This is a genomic window from Micromonospora sp. MP36, from assembly GCF_008119785.1.
Taxonomy (GTDB): domain Bacteria; phylum Actinomycetota; class Actinomycetes; order Mycobacteriales; family Micromonosporaceae; genus Micromonospora.
On sequence record NZ_VSFA01000020.1, the window covers coordinates 43544 to 63992 of the forward strand.

The window sequence follows — 20449 nt, forward strand, 5'->3', positions numbered from 1 at the left end:
CGCAACAGTGCGCACCCCTCTCGGCCAGTGAGGAAGCCAATGAAACGGACAACACCGGGGGCACTCTCCTTACTCACCGCCTGGGCACTGCTGGCCGGCACGCTCATCGCCTCCGCCCCGGTGCACGCCGCTCCACCGCCCACTCCCGCACTGATCAGCGGGGCGGAGCAGGACCTCGGCCACGCGATCAACTCCCGGGTGCTCTCGCAGTACCAGGCGCAGGGCGTCGACCAGCAGGGGCGGCCGCAGGCCTACTGGGTGACCGCCGGCAACAGCGAGGTCACGGCGATGTTCCAGGTCACCGACATCAGGTCGGGGAAGGTCGTCTTCGGCGAACGGCTGCCCTCCGGCACCGGTAGCTGGGCGGTCACCTTCGCCAAGCCACAGCGCGCCGTCTACTTCGGCATGACCGACGGCGCCGTATACACCTGGTCACCCGGAGACACCTCGGTCACCGCACTCGGCGTGCCGTTTCCGGACGAGCAGATATGGCGGATGGCCGCGGCGCCGGACGGCGTGATCTACGGCGGGACGTACCCGAGCGGAAAGCTCTTCTCCTACGATCCGGCGACGAAGCGGTTCACCGACCACGGTCAGATCATCCCGGGCGAAACCTACGGCCAGGCGTTGGCGGTGGACGACCGCTACGTCTACTTCGGCACCAAGCCGAACGCGAAGCTCGCCCGTTTCGATCGGGTCACCGGGGCGGTGCAGCCGATCACGCTGCCCGCCCAGTACGCGGACGAGGAAGCCGTCTACGACCTGACCCTCGCCGGGGGCTACCTGTTCGCCCGACTGGACCACTCCAGCGACCTTCTCGTGTACCGGCTCAGCGACGGCACCGTCGTGAACATCGTCCCCGCGATCTCCGGCCGGATGGTGTCCGAGCCCGATCCGACGGGGCGGTACGTCTACTTCCGGATGGTGGCCGAGGGCGTCGTCCAGTACGACCTCCACACGCACACCTACGCCGCGGTCGGCTGGAAGCCGAACGCGCTGCCGGGGAGTTGGGAGTGGGTCGACCTGGCCGACCCGACGTGGCCCGGACCGACCCTGTCGATGACCTACTACTACGGCCGCATCTATCTGTGGAACCCGCAGACGCGGGCTACTCGGTACATCGGCGAGCAGGACCTGGAGGGCGCCCCCAACCCGATCCAGGCCATGGGGACCGGACCGGACGGATCGGTGTACGTCGGCGGGTTTCTCTCTCCGCCCGGCATGGCACGCTTCGACCCGGCCCACGACGCCATGTCCCTGTTGGCCGGCGCGGGGCAGGTGGAGGGCTTCGGGATCCGCGGCGACCACCTGCTCTACGGCCGCTACCCGGACGGCAACCTGCTGTCCTTCGACACCACCCGGCCGTGGGCGTACGGCTCCAACCCCGCTCCCAGGGCCGTCCTCGGCGACGAGCAGCAACGGGCGCAGGCCTTCGTGGACCTGGGTGAGACAGTGGCCGTCGGCAGCATCCCCCGCGCGGGTCGCCTCGGCGGCGCGCTGAGCTTCTGGACGCCGTCGACCGGTGCCGTGCAGACGTACCGGGACGTCGTGCCGCAGCAGAGCGTGGTGAGCCTGGTCGAGCACGACGGGTTGCTCTACGGCGGCACCTCCATCAACGGCGGGTACGGCATCGAGCCGACCGCCACCGAGGCCGAACTGTTCGTGTTCGATCCGCGGACCCGGCAGGTGGTCAAGCGCGTGGTTCCCGCGCCCGGTGGCTCGGCGTTGAACGCTCTGGTCGTCGACGCGGCCGGCATCATCTGGGGCCTATCCGACGGCACGCTGTTCACCTTCGACCCGGCGACCCGCACGGTGACCAGGTCCGAACAGCTCTTTCCGAAAGAGCCGACGATGTACGGCAACGAGCGAGGTCTGGTCGCCGGCGACGATGGCTTCTTCTACGCATCGGTCTCCGACAGCCTCTGGCGGATCGACCCGACGACCTGGGATGTCGTCGAGCTGGCCAGCGGCCGGGTGGCCTTCCTCACCAAGGGCGGGGACGGCAACCTCTACTACGGCAGGGTGTCCCGTCTGTACCGGTGGAACTTCGCGCTCCCCGCCGTGTGCAGCCGCGTGATCAGCGGCGGGTACGCGGGCCAGCTCGACGTTACGACGGGCACGACCTGCCTGCGGGACGCCACCGTGACCGGACAGGTCTCGGTGGGCGCCAGCGCCGCGCTGGTGGTCCAGGACAGCGCGGTCGACGGGCCGATCCGGGCCGAGCAGGCCGCCCGGGTGGCCGTACGGGACAGTGCGGTGAGCGGGCCGCTCTCCGCCAATGGCACCAGCGGCGAATTCAGCCTGATCAACTCCTCGGTGACCGGGCCCGTCACGGTTGTGCACGGACGGGGGTCGTCCGTACTGGCAGGCAACGTGATCGAGGGCCCGCTGCGCTGCCTCGACAACGAGCCGGCACCACAGGACGACGGTCAGCCGAACACGGTGGCCGGCCCCGCGCAGGGGCAGTGCGTCAATCTCTGACCTCGCGTCGCGCGGCGGCTGGCGCTCGGGAGGCCATCCACAGCGCCAGCCGCGCCCGTTACCGTGTCAGGGGTGGACGTCACTGAGGTCAATCCCAGAAACCCCTTCTCCACCCTGTTCAACTTCCGCGACGTCGGTGGCCTGACCGGCCACGACGGACGGACCGTGCGCCGGGGCCGGCTCTACCGCTCCGACTCGCTGCACCGGATCGACCAGACCGACCAGGCGGCGTTCACCGCCCTCGGCATCCGCACCGTCATCGACCTGCGCCGCCCCGAGGAGGTGGCCCGGGACGGCCGGGTGCCCGCGTACGACGGGCTGACCTACCGGCACATCCACCCGGAGCACCAGAGCTGGGCCGACATCCGGTACGACCCGCAGGAGAGCCTGCCGCGCTGGCTCGCCGACCGCTACGCGGCCCTGGCCGAGACGGGGACGGCAGGCCTGGCCGAGGCGGTCGGTCTGATCGCGGACAGCGCCAACGCGCCGGTGGTGGTGCACTGTGTCGCCGGCAAGGACCGGACCGGGATCGTCTGCGCGCTCACCCTCTCGGTGCTCGGCGTGGCCGACGAGGATATCGCCGCCGACTACGCGCTGAGCACCGAGGCGTCGGCGCGGTTCAGCGCCTGGGTCGCGGCCACCACCCCGGCGGAGGCAGAGCTGCCGCGGCCGTTCCTCGCCTCCCCTGCCGAGGCGATGACCATCTTCCTCACCGAGCTGCGCGCCGGGCACGGCTCGGTGGAGGGCTACCTACGCCACGCCGGCGTGACCGACGCCCAGCTGGCCGCCCTCCGCGCCCATCTCCTCGACTAACCCCCACCCCGCGTCGATCAAGAAGTTCGCGTCTGGTTCTGGTGTCGCGCAGACGCGAACTTCTTGATCAACGACTCGGGCCCGGTGTGCCGGGGCGCGGTCAGAGCACCCGCTGCACCCAGCCGTGCCGGTCGTCAGCGCGGCCGCGCTGGATGTCGGACAGCCGCTGCCGCAGCGCCATCGTGGAGCGACCCGGCTCCCCACCGCCGATGAGGAACTCGCCGTCGGGGAAGCGGACCCCGCCGATCGGGGTGATCACCGCGGCGGTGCCGCAGGCGAAGACCTCGCGCAGCCGGCCGCTGGCCGCGTCCGCCTGCCAGTCGGCGAAGCTGACCGGCCGCTCCTCGACCCGGTGCCCGGACTCGGCGGCCAGGGTGAGGATGGCGTCCCGGGTGATGCCCGGCAGGATGGTGCCGGTCAGCGGCGGGGTGACCAGGGTGTCGTCGTCGTAGACGAAGAACACGTTCATGCCGCCGAGTTCGTCGACGAAGCGCCGCTCCACCGCGTCCAGGAAGACCACCTGGTCGCAGCCCGCCTCGATCGCCTCGGCCTGGGCGGCCAGCGAGGCGGCGTAGTTGCCGCCGCACTTGGCCGCGCCGGTGCCGCCGGGTGCCGCCCGGGTGTAGTCCGGGGAGACCCAGACGGTGACCGGCTTGACCCCACTCGCGAAGTACGCCCCGGCCGGCGAGGCGATCACGCAGTAGAGGTACTCGTTGGCCGGGCGGACGCCGAGGAACACCTCGCTGGCGAACATGAATGGCCGCAGGTAGAGGCTGCTGTCCTCGTCCTCGGGGATCCACTCCCGGTCGATCTCGACCAGCCGCCGCAGCGACTCGACGAAGGTCTCCGTCGACAGCTCGGGCATCGCCAGCCGCCGGGCGGAGTCCGCGAAGCGGAGCGCGTTCGCGTCCGGGCGGAACAGCGTCACCGACCCGTCCGCGCCCCGGTACGCCTTCAGCCCCTCGAAGATCTCCTGCGCGTAGTGCAGGACGGCCGCGGCCGGGTCCATCGGGATCGGCGCCCGCGCCTCCACCCGGGCGTCGTACCAGCCCTTGCCGTCGGCGTACCGGATGGTCACCATGTGGTCGGTGAACACCCGGCCGAACCCGGGGTTCGCCAGCAGGGCGGCCCGGTCGGCGGCGGATACCGGCGCGGGATTCGGACGGATCTCGAAATCGAGCTTGTCACCACCACTCATCGCGCTGACCTCCCTGCGGGTCCACGGCATGCGCTATCGCACGCCGACGTCATTGGTGCCAGAAACTTACCCCGAACGGTCGTTCAGCGGATAGCTCCGGACCGACACATCGAGCGCACCGGATGGCGACCCGGGAGGTCGGGCGGAGCGGGCCCGGGTGCGGGTCTGGCGGCCCGCCTCCGGGCCGCGGTGACGGCCCTGGTCAGGCTACGGCGTAGCCGGCGAGCCGGTCGCCGACCTCCTCGGTGCGCAGCGACGCACCCGGCGTACGGCTGGCCAGCTCGGTGCCGACCGCGGCGGTGACCCGCTCGGCGGCGTCGGCGTGCCCCAGCTGGTCGAGCAGCAGCGCGGCGGAGAGCACCGCGGCGACCGGGTCGGCGACGCCGCGGCCGGCGATGTCCGGCGCGGAGCCGTGCACCGGCTCGAACATCGAGGGGTAGCGCCCCTCAGGGTTGATGCAGCCGCTGGCCGCCAGGCCGATGCCGCCGGTCACGGCCGCGGCGATGTCGGTGAGGATGTCGCCGAACAGGTTGTCGGTGACCACCACGTCGTACCGCTGCGGGTTGGTCACCAGGAACATCGCGGCGGCGTCGACGTGCTGGTATTCGGTGGCCACGTCGGGGTGCTCGGCGGCGACGGCCTCGAAGGTGCGCGCCCACAGCGAGCCGGCGTGGGTCAGCACGTTGGTCTTGTGCACGAGGGTGACCTTCCGGCGCTCCCGGCGGCGGGCCCGGGCAAAGGCGTCGCGGATCACCCGCTCGACGCCGTGCCGGGTGTTGAGGCTCTCCTCGGTGGCCACCTCGGCCGGGGTGTCCCGGTGCAGCGAACCGCCGGCGCCGGCGTAGAGGCCCTCGGTCCCCTCGCGGACCACGACCAGGTCGACCTCGCCGGGCTTGACGGCGGCCAGCGGGCCGGGCACGCCCGGCCAGAGCCGCGCGGGGCGCAGGTTGACGTACTGGTCGAAGGCGAAGCGGAGCTTGAGCAGCAGGCCGCGCTCCAGCACGCCCGGCGGCACGGTGGGGTCGCCGACCGCGCCGAGCAGGATCGCGTCGTGCCCGGCCAGCTCGTCGAGGACCGAGTCGGGCAGCACCTCGCCGGTGCGGTGGTAGCGGGCGGCGCCGAGGTCGTACTCGGTGGCCTCCACCACGCCGGGGAGCACGGCGTCGATGACCTTGCGGGCCTGCCCGACCACCTCGGGTCCGATCCCGTCCCCGGCCACCACCGCGATCCGTGCCACCACGCACTCCTCATCTCGTCGTTCCCCGCAACGGTACGTGGTCGTCCCGGTTCCCGGTACGCGCCTTCCAACATTCGGGATATCCAGATGCTCAGGAGTCTCCCAGGTGGCATTCATGGTGCAGTCATCTCCGCTGCCTAGGGTCGGAGACGTTCGGGTCGGACGGGGCCCGGGACCGGCTTCGCCGCGACGTTGCGGCGTCGTCAGGGAGGGAGCGGATGCGATGCGGATCGACGAGCAGCGACGGGCCCGGTGGGCCGACGAGCAGCCCCGGACCCGGTGGATCGACCAGTCCGCCTTCCGCAGCCGCCGCCCCGACCTGCGCCTCGGCTCGCGCAGCCACCGGTTGGACCGGGCCGGCGGCACCGCGGTCGACCGGATCAGCGTCACACACACCGTGCGCACCTCCACCGCTGAATACTCCCTGCTGTTGAACGCGCCCGAGTGGCTGGGCCGCCGGGGCGTCGGCGAGGCGCTGCGGGACGCGGTCGCCGAACTGCGCGCCGTCGACCTCACATACGGGCCGAACCAGCCGGACAGCCTGGTGTCGAAGCTGCGGCGGGACGAGATCAGCCCCGAGTCGTACCCCCCGCTGGCGGACCTGGTGAACCGCTGCGCCGCGATGCGGGCGGCGACCGACGGCTGGTTCGACGCCTGGGCGGTGCCGGGCGGCTTCGACCCGGGCGGCCTGCTCAACGGCTGGGCGGTGGAGCGGGCCGCGGCCCGGCTGCGCGCCGCCGGCGTCCACGACTACGCCGTGCTCTGCGGCGCCGACCTCACCGTACGCGGACACGCCGCGCACGGCGGCCCGTGGCGGGTGGCCGTGCACCATCCCACGGACGCGCACCAGGCGCCGCTGACGCTGGAGATGACGGCCGGTGCGGTGGGCACCTCCGGGGTGTCCGGGCGCCGGGGGCACGTGGTGGACCCGCACACCGGCGAGCCGGCCGACCAGTTCGTCTCCGCCACGGTGGTGGGACCGGACCTCGCGGTGGCCGACGCCTACGCCACTGCCCTCTACGCCGCCGGCCCGGCCGGGCTGGCCTGGTTCCGCAACGGCTCGGACTACCGGGCGCTCTTCACCCACCGCCGGCGCTGAGCACGGCAACCTTCGGCACCCGCCGCTCGCCCTCGCCGCCACGACCCGGTACGCGATCGGCCCCCACGGTCTCGGCAACGACCGTGGGGGCCGGTCAGCGATGAATGCGCGTGGCTCGCGCAATCGGGGGGTGCGGGACCTGATTGGGCCGGACGACCGACCGCGCCACCCGAAGACGGGCCGGAGTCGCAACTCAGCCAGTGACCGCACCGGTACGCTAGCGAATCGACGTAACTCAACGCAAGAGTCTCCACAGCGGACCGTCGCGCCGGCCCGCGCACACTGGCCTGCGGCGGGGCAGGCGTGACGGCGCGGGCCGGGGATGGCACGCTGTCCGCCGTGAGTTTCGATCTGAGCGTGTGGGCCCTGCCGGCCGGAGCCACGCCCGACGACGTACGGGCCGCGGTGCAGCGGTGCCGCGAAGGGCGGCACGGCGAGCGTCACCCCGACCCGAGGGTGGTCGGTTTCTACCGGGCCATCACGGCCGCCTATCCCGACCGCCCGGCCCGCCCGGGTACGCCCTGGGAGGTCGCCCCGCTGCACGCGGCCGCCGACCACGTGGCGATGAGCCTCTTCGCCACCTGCGAGGACCAGGTGCTGCTCGACATCGAGCGGCTGGCCGGCGAGCACGATCTGATGCTCTACGACGCCCAGGACGGCACGGTCTACCCACCACCCACGCGCGTCACCCGCTGATCCCGCCTGGGTACGACGAGGGGCCCGGCCGTGCGGCCGAGCCCCCGGTTCGTCGTGTGTGGACTACTCGTCGCGCAGGTCGGCCGCGCTGGCCGCGACCGCACCGATCGAGTCGGCGGCCGAGCTCAGCAGGTCCGCGCCGAGCGCCTGGTCGACGGTGAGCGTCATCAGCGTCTCGCCGCCGGCCTCCCGGCGGGCGACCTGCATGGCGGCGATGTTGACGCCGGCCTCGCCGAGCAGGGTGCCGACGGTGCCGACCACGCCGGGCCGGTCGACGTAGCGCAGGAAGACCAGGATGCCCTCCGCGCCGATCTCGACGTCGAAACCGTCCACCTCGGTCAGCTTGAGGACGTCCCGAGCCCCGGCCTGGGTCACCGTGCCCGAGACGCTGACCGTCCGACCGTCCGGCAGCGCGCCGCGTACGGTCACCAGGTTGGCGTGGTCGCTCGTCTCGGCCTGCGTGGTCAGGGCCACCTCGACCCCGCGCTCGGCGGCCAGGTGCGGCGCGTTGACGTAGGTGACCTGCTCCTCCACCACCGAGCTGAACAGCCCCTTGGTGGCGGCGAGCTTGAGCACCGACACGTCGTGGGTGACGATCTCGCCACGCACCTCGACGGTGACGCTGGCGGCCACCCCGCCGGCCACCGCGGTGAAGGCTCGGCCCAGCTTCTCGGCCAGCGGCAGCAGCGGGCGGACGTCCTCGGCGACCACGCCGCCGGCCTGCACGTTCACCGCGTCCGGCACGAACTCGCCCTGCAGCGCCAGCTTCACGCTCTTGGCCACGGCCAGGCCGGCCTTGTCCTGCGCCTCGTGGGTGGAGGCGCCCAGGTGCGGGGTGGCCACCACGTTGTCGAAGGCGAACAGCGGCGAGGAGGTGCAGGGCTCCTTGGCGTACACGTCGATGCCGGCACCGCCGACCCGGCCCTCGGCGATCGCGTCCGCCAGGGCCTGCTCGTCGACCAGGCCGCCCCGGGCGGCGTTGACGATCCGCACGCCCGGCTTAACGATCGCCAGCTCCTTCTCGCCGATCAGGCCCACGGTCTCCGGGGTCTTCGGCAGGTGGATCGAGATGAAGTCGCTCTCCCGCAGCAGCTCCTCCAGCCCGACCAGGCGGACGCCGAGCTGCGCGGCGCGGGCCGGCTGGATGTACGGGTCGTACGCGATCAGCCGGGTGCCGAAAGCGGCGATTCGCTGCGCGAAGAGCACGCCGATGCGGCCGAGGCCGACCACGCCGACGGTCTTGCCCTGGATCTCCACACCGGTGTACTTGGACCGCTTCCACTCGCCGGCCTTGAGCGCGGCGCTGGCGCTGGCGGTGTTGCGCGCCACCGCGAGCAGCAGCGCGACGGCCTGCTCGGCAGCGGAGACGATGTTGGAGGTGGGCGCGTTGACGACCATGACGCCCCGGGCGGTGGCGGCCGGCACCTCGACGTTGTCCAGGCCGACGCCGGCCCGGGCGACCACCTTCAGGCGCGGCGCGGCGGCGATCGCCTCGGCGTCGATCTGGGTGGCGCTGCGTACGATCACCGCGTCGGCCTCGGAGAGCGCGGACAGCAGGGCCGGACGGTCGGTGCCGTCGACGTGGCGCACGTCGAAGTCGTGCGCGAGCACCTCGATGGCGGCAGGGGCGAGTTCTTCGGCGATCAGTACGACAGGATTCATCGGTCCTCGTAGACGCTCGTATGCGGTCGGCCTGGGGCGACGGGCGCCGCGCTGCGCCCGGTGCTGATCTGTGCCAGGGCCGTTCGGTGCCGGCTACGCACCTATCAGCGATCGTAGGACGCACCCCGGCCGGCATGTTCCGGAGTGCGGGGTGAGTGCCCTCACACAGGCTTGTCGTGCGCGAGGCGCGCGCGGCCCGGGGCCCGACGCCGGGGAGAGCGTCGGGCCCCGGGCCGCGTTCTCAGCGGCCTGACCCGGGGTCAGGCGGTCTCGGTGATGGGCCGGTCGACCCAGCTCATCATGGCGCGCAGCTTCTGCCCGGTCTCCTCGATCGGGTGCGCCGCGCCCTCGGCCCGCCACTTGCTGAAGTTGGGCCGGCCGGCCTCGTCCTCGGCCACCCACTCGCGGGCGAACTCGCCGGACTGGATCTCGCCGAGGATCTTGCGCATCTCCTCCTTGGCCCGGGAGTCGATGACCCGGGGGCCGCGGGAGAGATCGCCGTACTCGGCGGTGTCCGAGATGCTGTAGCGCATCCGGGCGATGCCGCCCTCGTACATCAGGTCGACGATGAGCTTCAGCTCGTGCAGGCACTCGAAGTAGGCCACCTCGGGGGCGTACCCGGCCTCGGTGAGCACCTCGAAGCCGGTCTGCACCAGCGCCGCGGCGCCGCCGCAGAGCACCGCCTGCTCGCCGAACAGGTCGGTCTCCGTCTCCTCGGTGAAGGTGGTCTTGATCGCGCCGGCCCGGGTGCCGCCGATCGCCTTGGCGTACGCCAGCGCCAGGCCGAACGCGTTGCCGCTGGCGTCCTGCTCGACGGCGACCAGGCAGGGCACGCCCTTGCCGTCGACGTACTGGCGGCGGACCAGGTGACCCGGGCCCTTCGGGGCGACCATCGCCACGTCCACGTCGGCCGGGGGCTTGATCAGGCCGTAGCGGATGTTGAAGCCGTGGCCGAAGAAGAGCGCCTTGCCCGGGGCCAGGTTGGGCGCGATGGACTCGGCGTACAGGCCGCGCTGGGCGGTGTCCGGCGCCAGGATCATGATCACGTCGGCCTCGGCCGCCGCCTCGGCCGGCGTGAGCACGCGCAGGCCCTGCTCCTCGGCCTTGGGCCGGCTCTTCGAGCCGGCGGGCAGGCCGATCACCACGTCGACGCCGGAGTCGCGCAGCGACAGCGCGTGGGCGTGGCCCTGGCTGCCGTAACCGATCACGGCGACCTTGCGGCCCTGGATCAGACCCAGGTCGGCGTCGTCGTCGTAGTACACCTCAACGCTCATTGACTTCCCTTTCCTACGGCGGTGCCCGGCGGCCCGTCGTGAATCTGTGCGGTGCGGGTCCGGGCGGCGCGGACCCCGCGCCGCCCGGGTGGTGGTCAGGCGGCGCGCAGCGCGGGCCCGGCGGTGATGGAGCGCGAGCCGCGCCCGATCGCCACCGTGCCGGACTGCACCATCTCCTTGATGCCGAAGGGTTCGAGGTCGCGCAGCAGCGCGTCGAGCTTGTCCGGGGTGCCGGTCGCCTCGATGGTCAGCGTGTCCGGGGCGACGTCGACCACCCGCGCCCGGAACAGGCTCACCGTCTCGAGCACCTGGCCGCGGGCGTTGCGGTCGGCGCGGACCTTGACCAGCAGCAGCTCCCGGGCCACCGAGACCTGCGGGTCCAGCTCAACGATCTTGAGTACGTTGACCAGCTTGTTGAGCTGCTTGGTCACCTGCTCCAGCGGAGAGGACTCGGCGTTGACCACGATGGTGATCCGGGAGACGTCCGGATTCTCGGTCTCCCCCACGGCGAGGCTGTCGATGTTGAAGCCGCGCCGGGAGAACAGGCCGGAGACCCGGGCCAGGACACCCGGCTTGTTCTCCACCAGGACGGACAGCGTGTGCATCGTCATGACTACATCTCGTCCTCGTCGAAGGCGGGGCGGACGCCCCGGGCGAACATGATCTCGTCGTTGCTGGTGCCGGCGGCGACCATCGGCCAGACCATGGCGTCCTTGCCGACCACGAAGTCGATGACCACCGGCGCGTCGTTGATCGCCATGGCCGCCTCGATGACCTTGTCCACGTCGGCGGCGCTCTCGCAGCGCAGGCCGACGCAGCCGAGCGCCTCGGCGAGCTTGACGAAGTCCGGGATGCGGTGCTTGTGGGTGCCCAGCTCGGTGTTGGAGTAGCGCTCCCCGTAGAACAGGGTCTGCCACTGCCGGACCATGCCCAGGTTGCCGTTGTTGATCACGGCCACCTTGATCGGGATGCCCTCCAGCGCGCAGGTGGCCAGCTCCTGGTTGGTCATCTGGAAGCAGCCGTCGCCGTCCACCGCCCAGACCGTGGTGTCCGGCCTGCCGACCTTGGCGCCCATCGCCGCCGGGACGGCGTATCCCATGGTGCCGGCGCCGCCGGAGTTGAGCCAGGTGTACGGCTTCTCGTACGAGATGAACTGGCTGGCCCACATCTGGTGCTGGCCGACGCCTGCCACGTAGACGGTGTCCGGGCCGGCGATCTCGCCCAGCCGCTTGATCACGTACTGCGGGGAGAGCGTCCCGTCGCCCGGCTCCTCGTATCCCAGCGGGTAGCGCCGGCGCAGGTCGTCGAGCTGGTGCCACCAGTCGCCGAGGTCGGCCGCCGGCCGGCCCGCCTGCTCGGTGGTGACCGCGGCGATCAGCTCGTCGATCACGTGCCGGGCGTCGCCGACGATCGGCACGTCCGCGTGCCGGTTCTTGCCGATCTCGGCCGGGTCGATGTCGGCGTGCACCACGGCGGCGTCCGGCGCGAACGAGTCCAGCCGGCCGGTCACCCGGTCATCGAAGCGGGCCCCGAGCGCCACGATCAGGTCGGCCTTCTGCAGGCCGTAGACCGCCGCGACGGTGCCGTGCATGCCGGGCATGCCCAGGTGCTGCCGGTGCGAGTCGGGGAACGCGCCGAGCGCCATCAGGGTGGTGACCACCGGGATGCCGGTCAGCTCGGCCAGCCGGCGCAGCCCCTCGGTGGCGCCGGCCTTGAGCACGCCGCCGCCGACGTACAGCACCGGGCGGCGGGCGCTGGTCATCAGCCGGGCCGCCTCGCGGATCTGCTTGCCGTGCGGGTGCAGGGTGGGTCGGTAGCCGGGCAGGTCGAGGGTGGGCGGCCAGGAGAAGGTGGTCGGCGCCTGGAGGACGTCCTTGGGGATGTCTACCAGGACCGGGCCGGGCCGGCCGGTCGCGGCCAGGTGGAACGCCTCGGCCAGCACCTGCGGAATCTCGTCGGCGGTCTGCACCAGGAAGTTGTGCTTGGTGATCGGCAGCGTGATGCCCTGGATGTCCGCCTCCTGGAAGGCGTCCGTGCCGATCGCCGGCCGGGCGACCTGGCCGGTGATCGCCACCATCGGCACCGAGTCCATGTACGCGTCGGCGATCGGGGTGACCAGGTTGGTCGCGCCCGGGCCGGAGGTCGCCATGCAGACACCGACCTTGCCGGTCGCCTGGGCGTATCCGGTGGCGGCGTGACCGGCGCCCTGCTCGTGTCGGACCAGGATGTGCCGGACCGTGGAGTCGTAGAGCGGGTCGTACGCCGGCAGGATGGCGCCGCCCGGAATGCCGAAGACGACGTCGACGCCGAGCGCCTCGAGCGACCGCACCAGCGATCCGGCGCCGGAGACCTGCGCCGGGGCGGGCTGCCGTACGGCCGGGGCGGAGCCGTTGCGGGGGGTGGAGGCGTGGTCGGCGTCACCGGCCGGCTCGGTGGCCGGTCGGGCTCGCCGGACGGAGTGGGCGAGGGTCTCGGGCGTGGGTCTCGTCATGGCGGTTCAAGCCTTCGGCTGGAGTGGGTGATGCGCTTCTCAGAATGGGACGCGGGCGTCCCGCTGATGGTCCGACGGCAACAAAAACGGCCCACGTGCAGATGCACGGGGCCAGCGCACTCTCGGTCAGGGAGAGTGCGCTCAGGTAAGTACTCGCAGCGACCAGTTCGACGACATGTGGCTAAGCCTGACGCATCTCACGCGATGAGTCAACTGATCCCACATTTTGGTTAACGGACCTCGGCGTGTCGGGCCTCGACGCACCCTCGGCAGCCGGTGCGACCTGCGCAGATCCCTCGTTCGAGGGACGTGGGGCGGGAACCGACGCGGGTGGATCCGACCGGAGTCGGGGCAGCAGCGGGGAGGGGTTGGGACGGGCCGGCGCGGGCGACGTGGCCGGCGGCACCGAGGTGGGTCGGGCGCCGGGCGAGGTGGCCGCCTCCAGCATCGCCTCCAGGTGCTCGGCCGGCACCCCCCAGCCGAAGAGCGCGCCCTGCCCGAACCGGCAGCCGGCGGCGACCACCGCGGCCAGTTCCGTGCGGTTGGTCACGCCCTCGGCGATCACCTCCATGCCGAGCTGGTGCCCTAGGCGCATGACGATGTCCACCATCGGGGCGAACGCTGGCCCGTCCCGGCCGACCGGCCGGACCGGCTCGTGCTCGGCGACCAGGCTGTGGTCGATCTTGAGGATGTCGATCGGGAGCCGGCGCAGCTGGCCCAGGGAGGAGTAGCCGGCGCCGAAGTCGTCGAGCGCGATCCGTACGCCGGTGAGCCGCAGCGCGGCCAGCCGGCGGATCAGCTCGTCAAGGTCGGTGGCGACCGCGTGCTCGGTGACCTCCAGCACCAGCCGCTGCGGCGGTACGTGGTGGGCGCGCAGCGCGTCGGCGACCTGGACCACGTACTCCGGAGCGTGCAGCTCACGCGGCGACACGTTGACCGAGACCCACACGTCGTGCCCGTCGGCCAGCCACCGGGAGAGCTGGTAGCACGCCTGGTGCAGCACCCAGGCGCCCAGCTTCGAGATCATCCCGCACTCCTCGGCCAGCGGGATGAACTCGTCCGGGCGGACGTTGCCCAGCTCGGGGTGGTGCCAGCGGAGCAGCGCCTCGGCGCCCACCGGACGCACCGACGGCAGCGAGGCCACCGGCTGGAACGCCAACCGCAGCTCGTCGCGCTCGATCGCGCCGCGCAGCTCGTGCTCCAGCATGGTGCGCCGGCGCAGCAGCTGGTCGTAGGTGGCGTCGTAGCGCTCGACCCGGTTCTTGCCCCGCTGCTTGGCGTAGCGCAGCGCCAGGTCGGCGTTGCGCAGCAGCAGCTCGACGTCGGTCTCCCCACTGCCGCGGGCCACGCCGATGCTGACCGACAGGAAGACCGGCCCATCCGCCTCCTCGTACGGGCGGCCGAGCACCCCGAGCAGTCGTTCGGCGACCGGCCCGGCGTCGCTCGCGCCGTGCATCAGCACCGCGAACTCGTCGCCGCCGAGCCGGGCGGCCAGGTCGCCCGGGCGCAGGTTGCCGCGCAGCCGCCGACCGACCTCGGCCAGCACGGCGTCGCCGACGTCGTGCCCACGCATGTCGTTGACGTTCTTGAAGCCGTCCAGGTCTAGGCCGAGCAGCACGCAGGGGACCCGGGCCTCGGTGCAGCGGTGCAGCGCCCGCAGCAGGCCGCGCCGGTTGGCCAGGCCGGTGAGCGGGTCGGTGTGCGCCAGCTCACGGAAGTGGGCCTCCCGCTCGGCCAGCCGGCCGGCGTAGTTGCGCACGTCGTTGAGGGCGAGATATTGCCGGGTCACCAGGGCGAAGCCCTCGACGCTGCCGGCGACGATGCCGAACGCGTCGAACCCGCCGCCCTGGACCAGGTGGTACATGGCCGAGGCGGCCATCGCGAACATCGGCACGAAGGCGTACTCGCCGTCTCGGCGGATCAGGTCGACGTTCACCTGCCCAGGCAGGTCGACCCGGTGCACGGCCAGGGCGATGGCCAGCAGGCCCGCGGCCAGCACCGCGGCGCCGGTGTGCGCCATCACCGGGCCGCCCTGGCAGAGCCCGGCGGAGAGGCCCAGCCCGCCGCCGGTCATCCCGGCCAGCCCGGCGCCGAGCAGCGCGAGCCGGCCGCGCGGCGGCGCGGCCCGCAGCACCACGATGAGGGTCAGCCCGGCGGTGAGCGCCGCGCTCGCCGTGGCCAGCACGATGGGTACGCAGGCCACCGGGGTGGCCGTGCCGAGCAGCCGGGTCGGCGCGCTGAACAGCACCCAGCCGACGAACCAGAGCGCGGTCGCCATGATCAGGCCGTCGAGCAGCAGCCGGGCGGTCGCGGCGCGGGTGGCGGCGCCGGGCAGCCGGAGCAGCGCGGCGCCGAGGGTGAGCGCGCTGAGCGTGGTGCCCACCGAGACCAGGGTCGCCCAGCCGGTGCGCTGTCCCTGCTCGTGGGCCCAGTGCGGGGTCGCGACCAGCGCGGCGGCCACGCCGACGAAGAGGGTGAGCAGGGCGATGCCGGCGGCCGCGGCGAGCAGCAGGTGGGCCTGCCGGTGGGGCCCGACCCGGCGGCGGGCCGACCCGGCGAGCAGCGCGGTGCCGGCGGCGGCGGCGAGCCCGCTCAGCGCCGCGACGGTGACCATCCCCGGGGACGACTGCACGACCTCAACTGTGCCGGATGTGAGCACCCCGTGGGGCACTGGGTGTGCATCTGTTGGGACACGGCGCGCGCGGCCCGGGGGTGCCGCGGCGGCGGTGTCAGACTGGTAGTCATGCCTGAACTGCGGTCGAGGACCTCCACCCACGGTCGGACGATGGCCGGCGCCCGGGCCCTGTGGCGGGCCACCGGGATGACCGACGACGACTTCGGCAAGCCGATCGTCGCCATCGCCAACAGTTTCACCCAGTTCGTCCCCGGTCACGTACACCTCAAGGACCTCGGCGGCCTGGTCGCCGACGCGGTGGCCGAGGCCGGCGGGGTGGGCCGGGAGTTCAACACCATCGCCGTGGACGACGGCATCGCCATGGGCCACGGCGGCATGCTCTACTCGCTGCCCAGCCGGGAGTTGATCGCCGACGCGGTGGAGTACATGGTCAACGCGCACTGCGCGGACGCCCTGGTCTGCATCTCCAACTGCGACAAGATCACGCCAGGCATGCTGCTGGCCGCGCTGCGGCTCAACATCCCGACCGTCTTCGTCTCCGGCGGCCCGATGGAGGCCGGCAAGACGGTGGCGATCGAGGGGGTGGTCCACTCCAAGATCGACCTCATCGACGCGATGATCGCCGCGTCCAACGAGTCGGTCACCGAGGACCAGCTCGGCCAGATCGAGCGGTCGGCCTGCCCGACCTGCGGCTCCTGCTCCGGCATGTTCACCGCCAACTCGATGAACTGCCTCACCGAGGCGATCGGCCTGGCGCTGCCCGGCAACGGGTCGACCCTGGCCACCCACGCCGCGCGCCGGTCGCTGTTCGTCGAGGCCGGCCGCACGGTGGTGGACATCGCCAAGCGCTGGTACGACCAGGACGACGCTTCGGTGCTGCCCCGGTCGATCGCCAACCGGGCCGCCTTCGAGAACGCCGTCGCGCTCGACGTGGCCATGGGCGGCTCGACCAACACCGTGCTGCACCTGCTCGCCGCCGCCCGCGAGGCGGAGCTGGACTTCAGTGTGGCCGACATCGACGCCATCTCCCGCCGGGTGCCCTGCCTGGCGAAGGTCGCACCGAACTCGCCGCAGTACCACATGGAGGACGTGCACCGGGCCGGCGGCATCCCGGCCATCCTCGGCGAGCTGGACCGGGCCGGCCTGCTCCACCGGGAGGTGCACGCGGTGCACTCCCCCAGCCTCGAGCAGTGGCTGGCCGACTGGGACGTGCGGGGCGGCTCGGCCACCCCCGCGGCGGTCGAGCTGTTCCACGCCGCCCCCGGCGGGGTGCGTACCACCGAGCCGTTTTCCACCACCAACCGCTGGTCGTCGCTGGACACCGACGCGGCCGGCGGCTGCGTGCGGGACCGGGAGCACGCGTACAGCGCCGATGGCGGGCTGGCCATCCTGCACGGCAACCTGGCGCCGGACGGCTGCGTGGTGAAGACCGCCGGGGTGCCCGAGGAGTGCCTGACCTTCCGCGGACCGGCCCGGGTCTTCGAGAGCCAGGAGGCCGCCGTCGAGGGCATCCTCAACAAGTCGGTCGCCGCCGGGGACGTGGTGGTGATCCGGTACGAGGGCCCCAAGGGCGGCCCGGGCATGCAGGAGATGCTCTACCCCACCTCGTTCCTCAAGGGCCGTGGGCTGGGCCGCTCCTGCGCGCTGCTCACCGACGGGCGGTTCTCCGGCGGCACCTCCGGCCTGTCAATCGGCCACGTCTCACCCGAGGCGGCCTCCGGTGGGCTGATCGCGTTGGTGCGGGAGGGCGACGAGATCGTCATCGACATCCCGGCCCGGTCGATCCAGCTCAACGTGCCCGACGACGTGCTCCAGGCCCGCCGGGTCGCCGAGGAGAAGCGGGACCGCCCGTACACCCCGGCCGACCGGCAGCGGCCGGTGTCCGCGGCGCTGCGCGCGTACGCCTCGATGGCCACCTCGGCCAGCGACGGCGCCTACCGCCGCGTGCCGGAGTGAACGGAGGGCCCCTGTCAGCGCCTGTCGCGTTACAGGGGCCCCTTCCGCACGCCCTTTCCCGGTAGGGTCGCGCGTCGTGGAGACGACCATGAGCTACGCGCGACGGATCCGGCCGGTCATCGGACCGGGTGTACGTGGGTGCCCGCTGGGCGGCCCGGGCTCGGATGGAGGCGTTCTACGCGGAGCGGGGCGCGGACCTCGGCGCGGAGAACAGCTTCTACTCCGGGTTGCTGGCCCGGCCGATGCCGGCCGACGCCCTCGCCGACGGGCTGGTCTACAGCTCCGGCAGCATGGACGCCGAGCTGGCCCAGGGTGTGCTGAAGGTGGACGCCGAGGGCACCTGGCACCTCACCGAGCTGGGCCGGGAGCTGGCGCTGTACGCGCAGCGGGCGACCGCCGAGGCCGCCGAGGAGCTGTGGTCCTCCGGGCCGCCGATGCTGCCCGGCCTGGCCTCGGTGCCCCGGCTGGCCGAGCTGGTCGGCCGGGTGCTGGCGCACGGGCTGGCCACCGGCGGGCCGGCGTTCCGCGCCATGACCCCGCCGTACGAGCCGGACGACGCCTCGCCGGCGCTGCTGCTCACCACCCGGCTGGGCTCGCTGCGCCACCACCGGGCTGACGCGCACCGGGCGGCGTGGCGGGCCGCGGGGCTGACCGCCGAGCAGATCAAGGCGCTGCCCGACGGCCCCGAGCGGCAGGCGATCGAGGCCGAGACCGACCGCCGCGACGCGCCCGCGTACGCGGTGCTCACCGAGGACGAGCGGGGGGAACTGCTCGCCGGCCTGGGCGCGCTGCCGAGTTAAGGACGAGCCGCCGGCGCGAGGGCGACCGCGCGGGCGTGCCGGATGGCGGCCGGGGTGTCCGGGAAGACCAGGCCCGCGCGGCGCAGCTCGTCGGCCACGCCCAGGGCATCCAGGACCTGGTCGTGGCCCGGGGTGATGCCGGAGAGCAGCACCACGATCCCGCGTGCCCGGAGCCGATCGATGGCGTCGCCGAGCACCTGCGCGCCGGTGGCGTCCATGGTGGACACCCGGGACATCCGCAGGATGACCACCCGCACGTCGGCGACGTCGGAGAGTTCGAGCAGGAACGTGTGCGCGGCGGCGAAGAAGAGCGGCCCGTCCAGCCGGTAGGCCACGATGTGCTCGGCCAGCAGGGCGTGTTCCTCGGCGCTGTGCTCGCTCGGGTCGAGCGGGACCTGCTCCAGCCGGGCGCTGCGCGCCACCGCACGCAGGGCGATCACGACCGCCACGGCGAGGCCCACCGCCACCGCGGTGACCAGGTCCCAGATCACGGTGACGGCGAATGTCAGTACGAGCACCAAGGCGTCGCCGCGGGTGGCCCGGGCGATCGCCCGGAGCGAGCCGGCCTCGACCATCCGGACGGTGGTGGCCAGCAGCACGCCGGCCAGGGCGGCCAGCGGGATCCGACCGACCAGCGGGGCGGCGGCCAGCACGATCGCCGCGAGGGCGACCGCGTGGGTCAGCGCCGCCAGCTTGGAGGCCGCACCGGCGCGGACGTTCACCGCGGTCCGGGCGATGGCGGCGGTGGCCGGGATGCCGCCGAACAGCGGCGACGCCAGATTGGCCAGGCCCTGCCCGAAGAGTTCCCGGTCCGGGTCGTGCCGCTGGCCGACGGTCATCCCGTCGGCGACGGTGGCCGAGAGCAGGCTCTCCAGCGCGGCGAGCGCGGCGACCGCGAGTGCGCTGGGCAGCAGCACACCGATCGCGCCGAGGTCGAGGAAGTCCAGCGAGGGCGCGGGCAGGTGCTGCGGCAGGGTGCCGATCCGGACCAGGTCGACCGGGGCGAACTCGGCGAGGACCGTCGCCGCGCCGACCCCGAGCAGCGAGAACGGTAGCCCGGGCCGCCACCGCGAGCCGAGCAGCATGAGCGCCGCGACGCCGAGGGCCACGGCCACGGCCGCCGGACGGGGGTGTGTGACGAACCGGGCGACGGCGTCCGCGGCCACCGCCCAGACCTTGTCGCCGTGGGCGTCGGTGATCCCGAGCGCGGCGGGCACCTGCTGGAGCGCGATGACCACGGCGATGCCGGCGGTGAAGCCCTCGATCACCGGGGTCGGCAGGTAGCGGACGTACCGACCGAGCCGGGCGAGGGCGAGGGCGATCAGCACGAGCCCGGCCATCGCGCCGACCATGAGCACCCCGGCGGCGCCGAAGCGCTGCACCACCGGCACCAGCACGACGGTCATCGCGCCGGTGGGGCCGGAGACCTGGAGGTTGGACCCGCCGAACACGGCGGCCACCGCCCCGGCGACCACCGCGGTGACCAGCCCGGCCTGCGCGCCCAGGCCGGAGGTGACACCGAACGCGAGGGCCAGCGGCAGCGCCACCACGGCGACGGTCAGCCCGGCGAGCAGGTCGCGGCGGGGTGAGCGGCGTACGGCCGCCCAGTCGGCCCGGCCGGGCAGCAGCCCGAGCAGCTGGGCCGCGACCCGGCGGGCGGCCCGCCGCACGCCGGGGCCGGCGTCACCGGCGGCCGCGGTGGTGTCCGGGCCCAGTGCCGCCCCGTTCACCGGTCGTTCGCAGAGGCGCGCAGCTCGTCGAGGAGGGCGTCCCGGTCGGTGAGGACCGCGCCGAGGATCCGCCGACCGGCAGCCAGCAGGTCGGCCACGTCGGGAGTGCTGAGGGAGTACATGACCAGCGGCCCGTCCCGGTAGGAGGTGACCATGCCGGCCCGGCGCAGCACGGCGAGTTGCTGGGAGAGGTTGGACGCCTCGACGTCGATGGCCGCGAGCAGGTGACGGACCGGCTTCGGCCCGTCCTGGAGCAGTTCGAGCACCCGGATGCGGACCGGATGCCCGAGGGTGCGGAACAGTTCCGCCTTCGCCTGGTACAGCGGCACCGACATGAAGATCCTCCCCACAAGCCCTGAAGACTTTAGCACTTGCAG

At 72.9% G+C, this 20449-nt stretch carries 15 protein-coding genes; 6 read left to right on the forward strand and 9 right to left on the reverse strand.

The window, feature by feature from the left end; all coding sequences use genetic code 11:
- Window positions 1-39: 39 nt before the first annotated feature.
- Window positions 40-2481: a hypothetical protein gene (locus FXF52_RS16925; protein WP_148797868.1), complete on the forward strand. Its 2442-nt coding sequence runs from the start codon at window positions 40-42 to the stop codon at window positions 2479-2481.
- Between the two features lie 72 nt (window positions 2482-2553).
- A complete protein-coding gene (locus FXF52_RS16930; protein WP_148797869.1) occupies window positions 2554-3294 on the forward strand; it encodes a tyrosine-protein phosphatase in 741 nt (246 codons plus the stop codon).
- A gap of 100 nt (window positions 3295-3394) precedes the next feature.
- Here FXF52_RS16930 and FXF52_RS16935 read toward each other — a convergent pair whose 3' ends face one another.
- Together FXF52_RS16935 and FXF52_RS16940 are read right to left on the reverse strand one after the other, a co-directional pair.
- Window positions 3395-4492, reverse strand: a complete 1098-nt coding sequence (locus FXF52_RS16935; RefSeq protein WP_148797870.1) for a branched-chain amino acid aminotransferase — start codon at window positions 4490-4492, stop codon at window positions 3395-3397.
- A gap of 202 nt (window positions 4493-4694) precedes the next feature.
- Window positions 4695-5729: a 3-isopropylmalate dehydrogenase gene (locus FXF52_RS16940; RefSeq protein ID WP_148797871.1), complete on the reverse strand. Its 1035-nt coding sequence runs from the start codon at window positions 5727-5729 to the stop codon at window positions 4695-4697.
- Between the two features lie 223 nt (window positions 5730-5952).
- On the opposite strand from FXF52_RS16940, the gene FXF52_RS16945 reads away from it, so the two are divergent.
- Window positions 5953-6828: an FAD:protein FMN transferase gene (locus tag FXF52_RS16945; RefSeq protein ID WP_148797872.1), complete on the forward strand. Its 876-nt coding sequence runs from the start codon at window positions 5953-5955 to the stop codon at window positions 6826-6828.
- A 339-nt stretch (window positions 6829-7167) separates the two neighbouring features.
- Window positions 7168-7524 (forward strand): hypothetical protein, encoded by a 357-nt coding sequence (locus tag FXF52_RS16950; RefSeq protein WP_187413541.1) that lies wholly within the window; start codon window positions 7168-7170, stop codon window positions 7522-7524.
- Window positions 7525-7587: 63 nt separating this feature from the next.
- Here FXF52_RS16950 and serA read toward each other — a convergent pair whose 3' ends face one another.
- The 5 genes from serA to FXF52_RS16975 all read right to left on the reverse strand — a co-directional run bounded on the left by serA (window position 7588) and on the right by FXF52_RS16975 (window position 15583).
- Entirely contained in the window at window positions 7588-9186 is a 1599-nt protein-coding gene (serA, locus tag FXF52_RS16955) for a phosphoglycerate dehydrogenase (RefSeq protein ID WP_148797874.1), read from the reverse strand.
- A gap of 260 nt (window positions 9187-9446) precedes the next feature.
- The gene (gene ilvC / locus FXF52_RS16960; protein ID WP_148797875.1) at window positions 9447-10460 is read right to left on the reverse strand and encodes a ketol-acid reductoisomerase; all 1014 of its coding nucleotides are present in this window, start codon (window positions 10458-10460) and stop codon (window positions 9447-9449) included.
- A gap of 95 nt (window positions 10461-10555) precedes the next feature.
- Window positions 10556-11071 (reverse strand): acetolactate synthase small subunit, encoded by a 516-nt coding sequence (ilvN, locus tag FXF52_RS16965; protein WP_148797876.1) that lies wholly within the window; start codon window positions 11069-11071, stop codon window positions 10556-10558.
- Between the two features lie 2 nt (window positions 11072-11073).
- Entirely contained in the window at window positions 11074-12951 is a 1878-nt protein-coding gene (locus FXF52_RS16970; protein ID WP_148797877.1) for an acetolactate synthase large subunit, read from the reverse strand.
- 181 nt (window positions 12952-13132) lie between these two features.
- Window positions 13133-15583, reverse strand: coding sequence for a bifunctional diguanylate cyclase/phosphodiesterase (locus tag FXF52_RS16975; protein ID WP_148797878.1), 2451 nt, complete (start codon window positions 15581-15583; stop codon window positions 13133-13135).
- Between the two features lie 111 nt (window positions 15584-15694).
- Between FXF52_RS16975 and ilvD the strand changes: the two genes are divergently transcribed.
- Window positions 15695-17542, forward strand: coding sequence for a dihydroxy-acid dehydratase (gene ilvD, locus FXF52_RS16980; protein WP_148797879.1), 1848 nt, complete (start codon window positions 15695-15697; stop codon window positions 17540-17542).
- A gap of 128 nt (window positions 17543-17670) precedes the next feature.
- Entirely contained in the window at window positions 17671-18342 is a 672-nt protein-coding gene (locus FXF52_RS16985) for a hypothetical protein (RefSeq protein WP_255472037.1), read from the forward strand.
- On the opposite strand, the gene FXF52_RS16990 is transcribed toward FXF52_RS16985, so the two are convergent.
- On the reverse strand, window positions 18339-20072 hold the full coding sequence (locus tag FXF52_RS16990; protein ID WP_370517997.1) for a SulP family inorganic anion transporter: 1734 nt from the start codon (window positions 20070-20072) through the stop codon (window positions 18339-18341). The two genes, FXF52_RS16985 and FXF52_RS16990, sit on opposite strands and share 4 nt — an antisense overlap.
- Window positions 20069-20407 (reverse strand): helix-turn-helix transcriptional regulator, encoded by a 339-nt coding sequence (locus FXF52_RS16995; RefSeq protein ID WP_148797880.1) that lies wholly within the window; start codon window positions 20405-20407, stop codon window positions 20069-20071. The genes FXF52_RS16990 and FXF52_RS16995 overlap by 4 nt, the downstream gene beginning before the upstream one ends.
- Window positions 20408-20449: the final 42 nt, after the last annotated feature.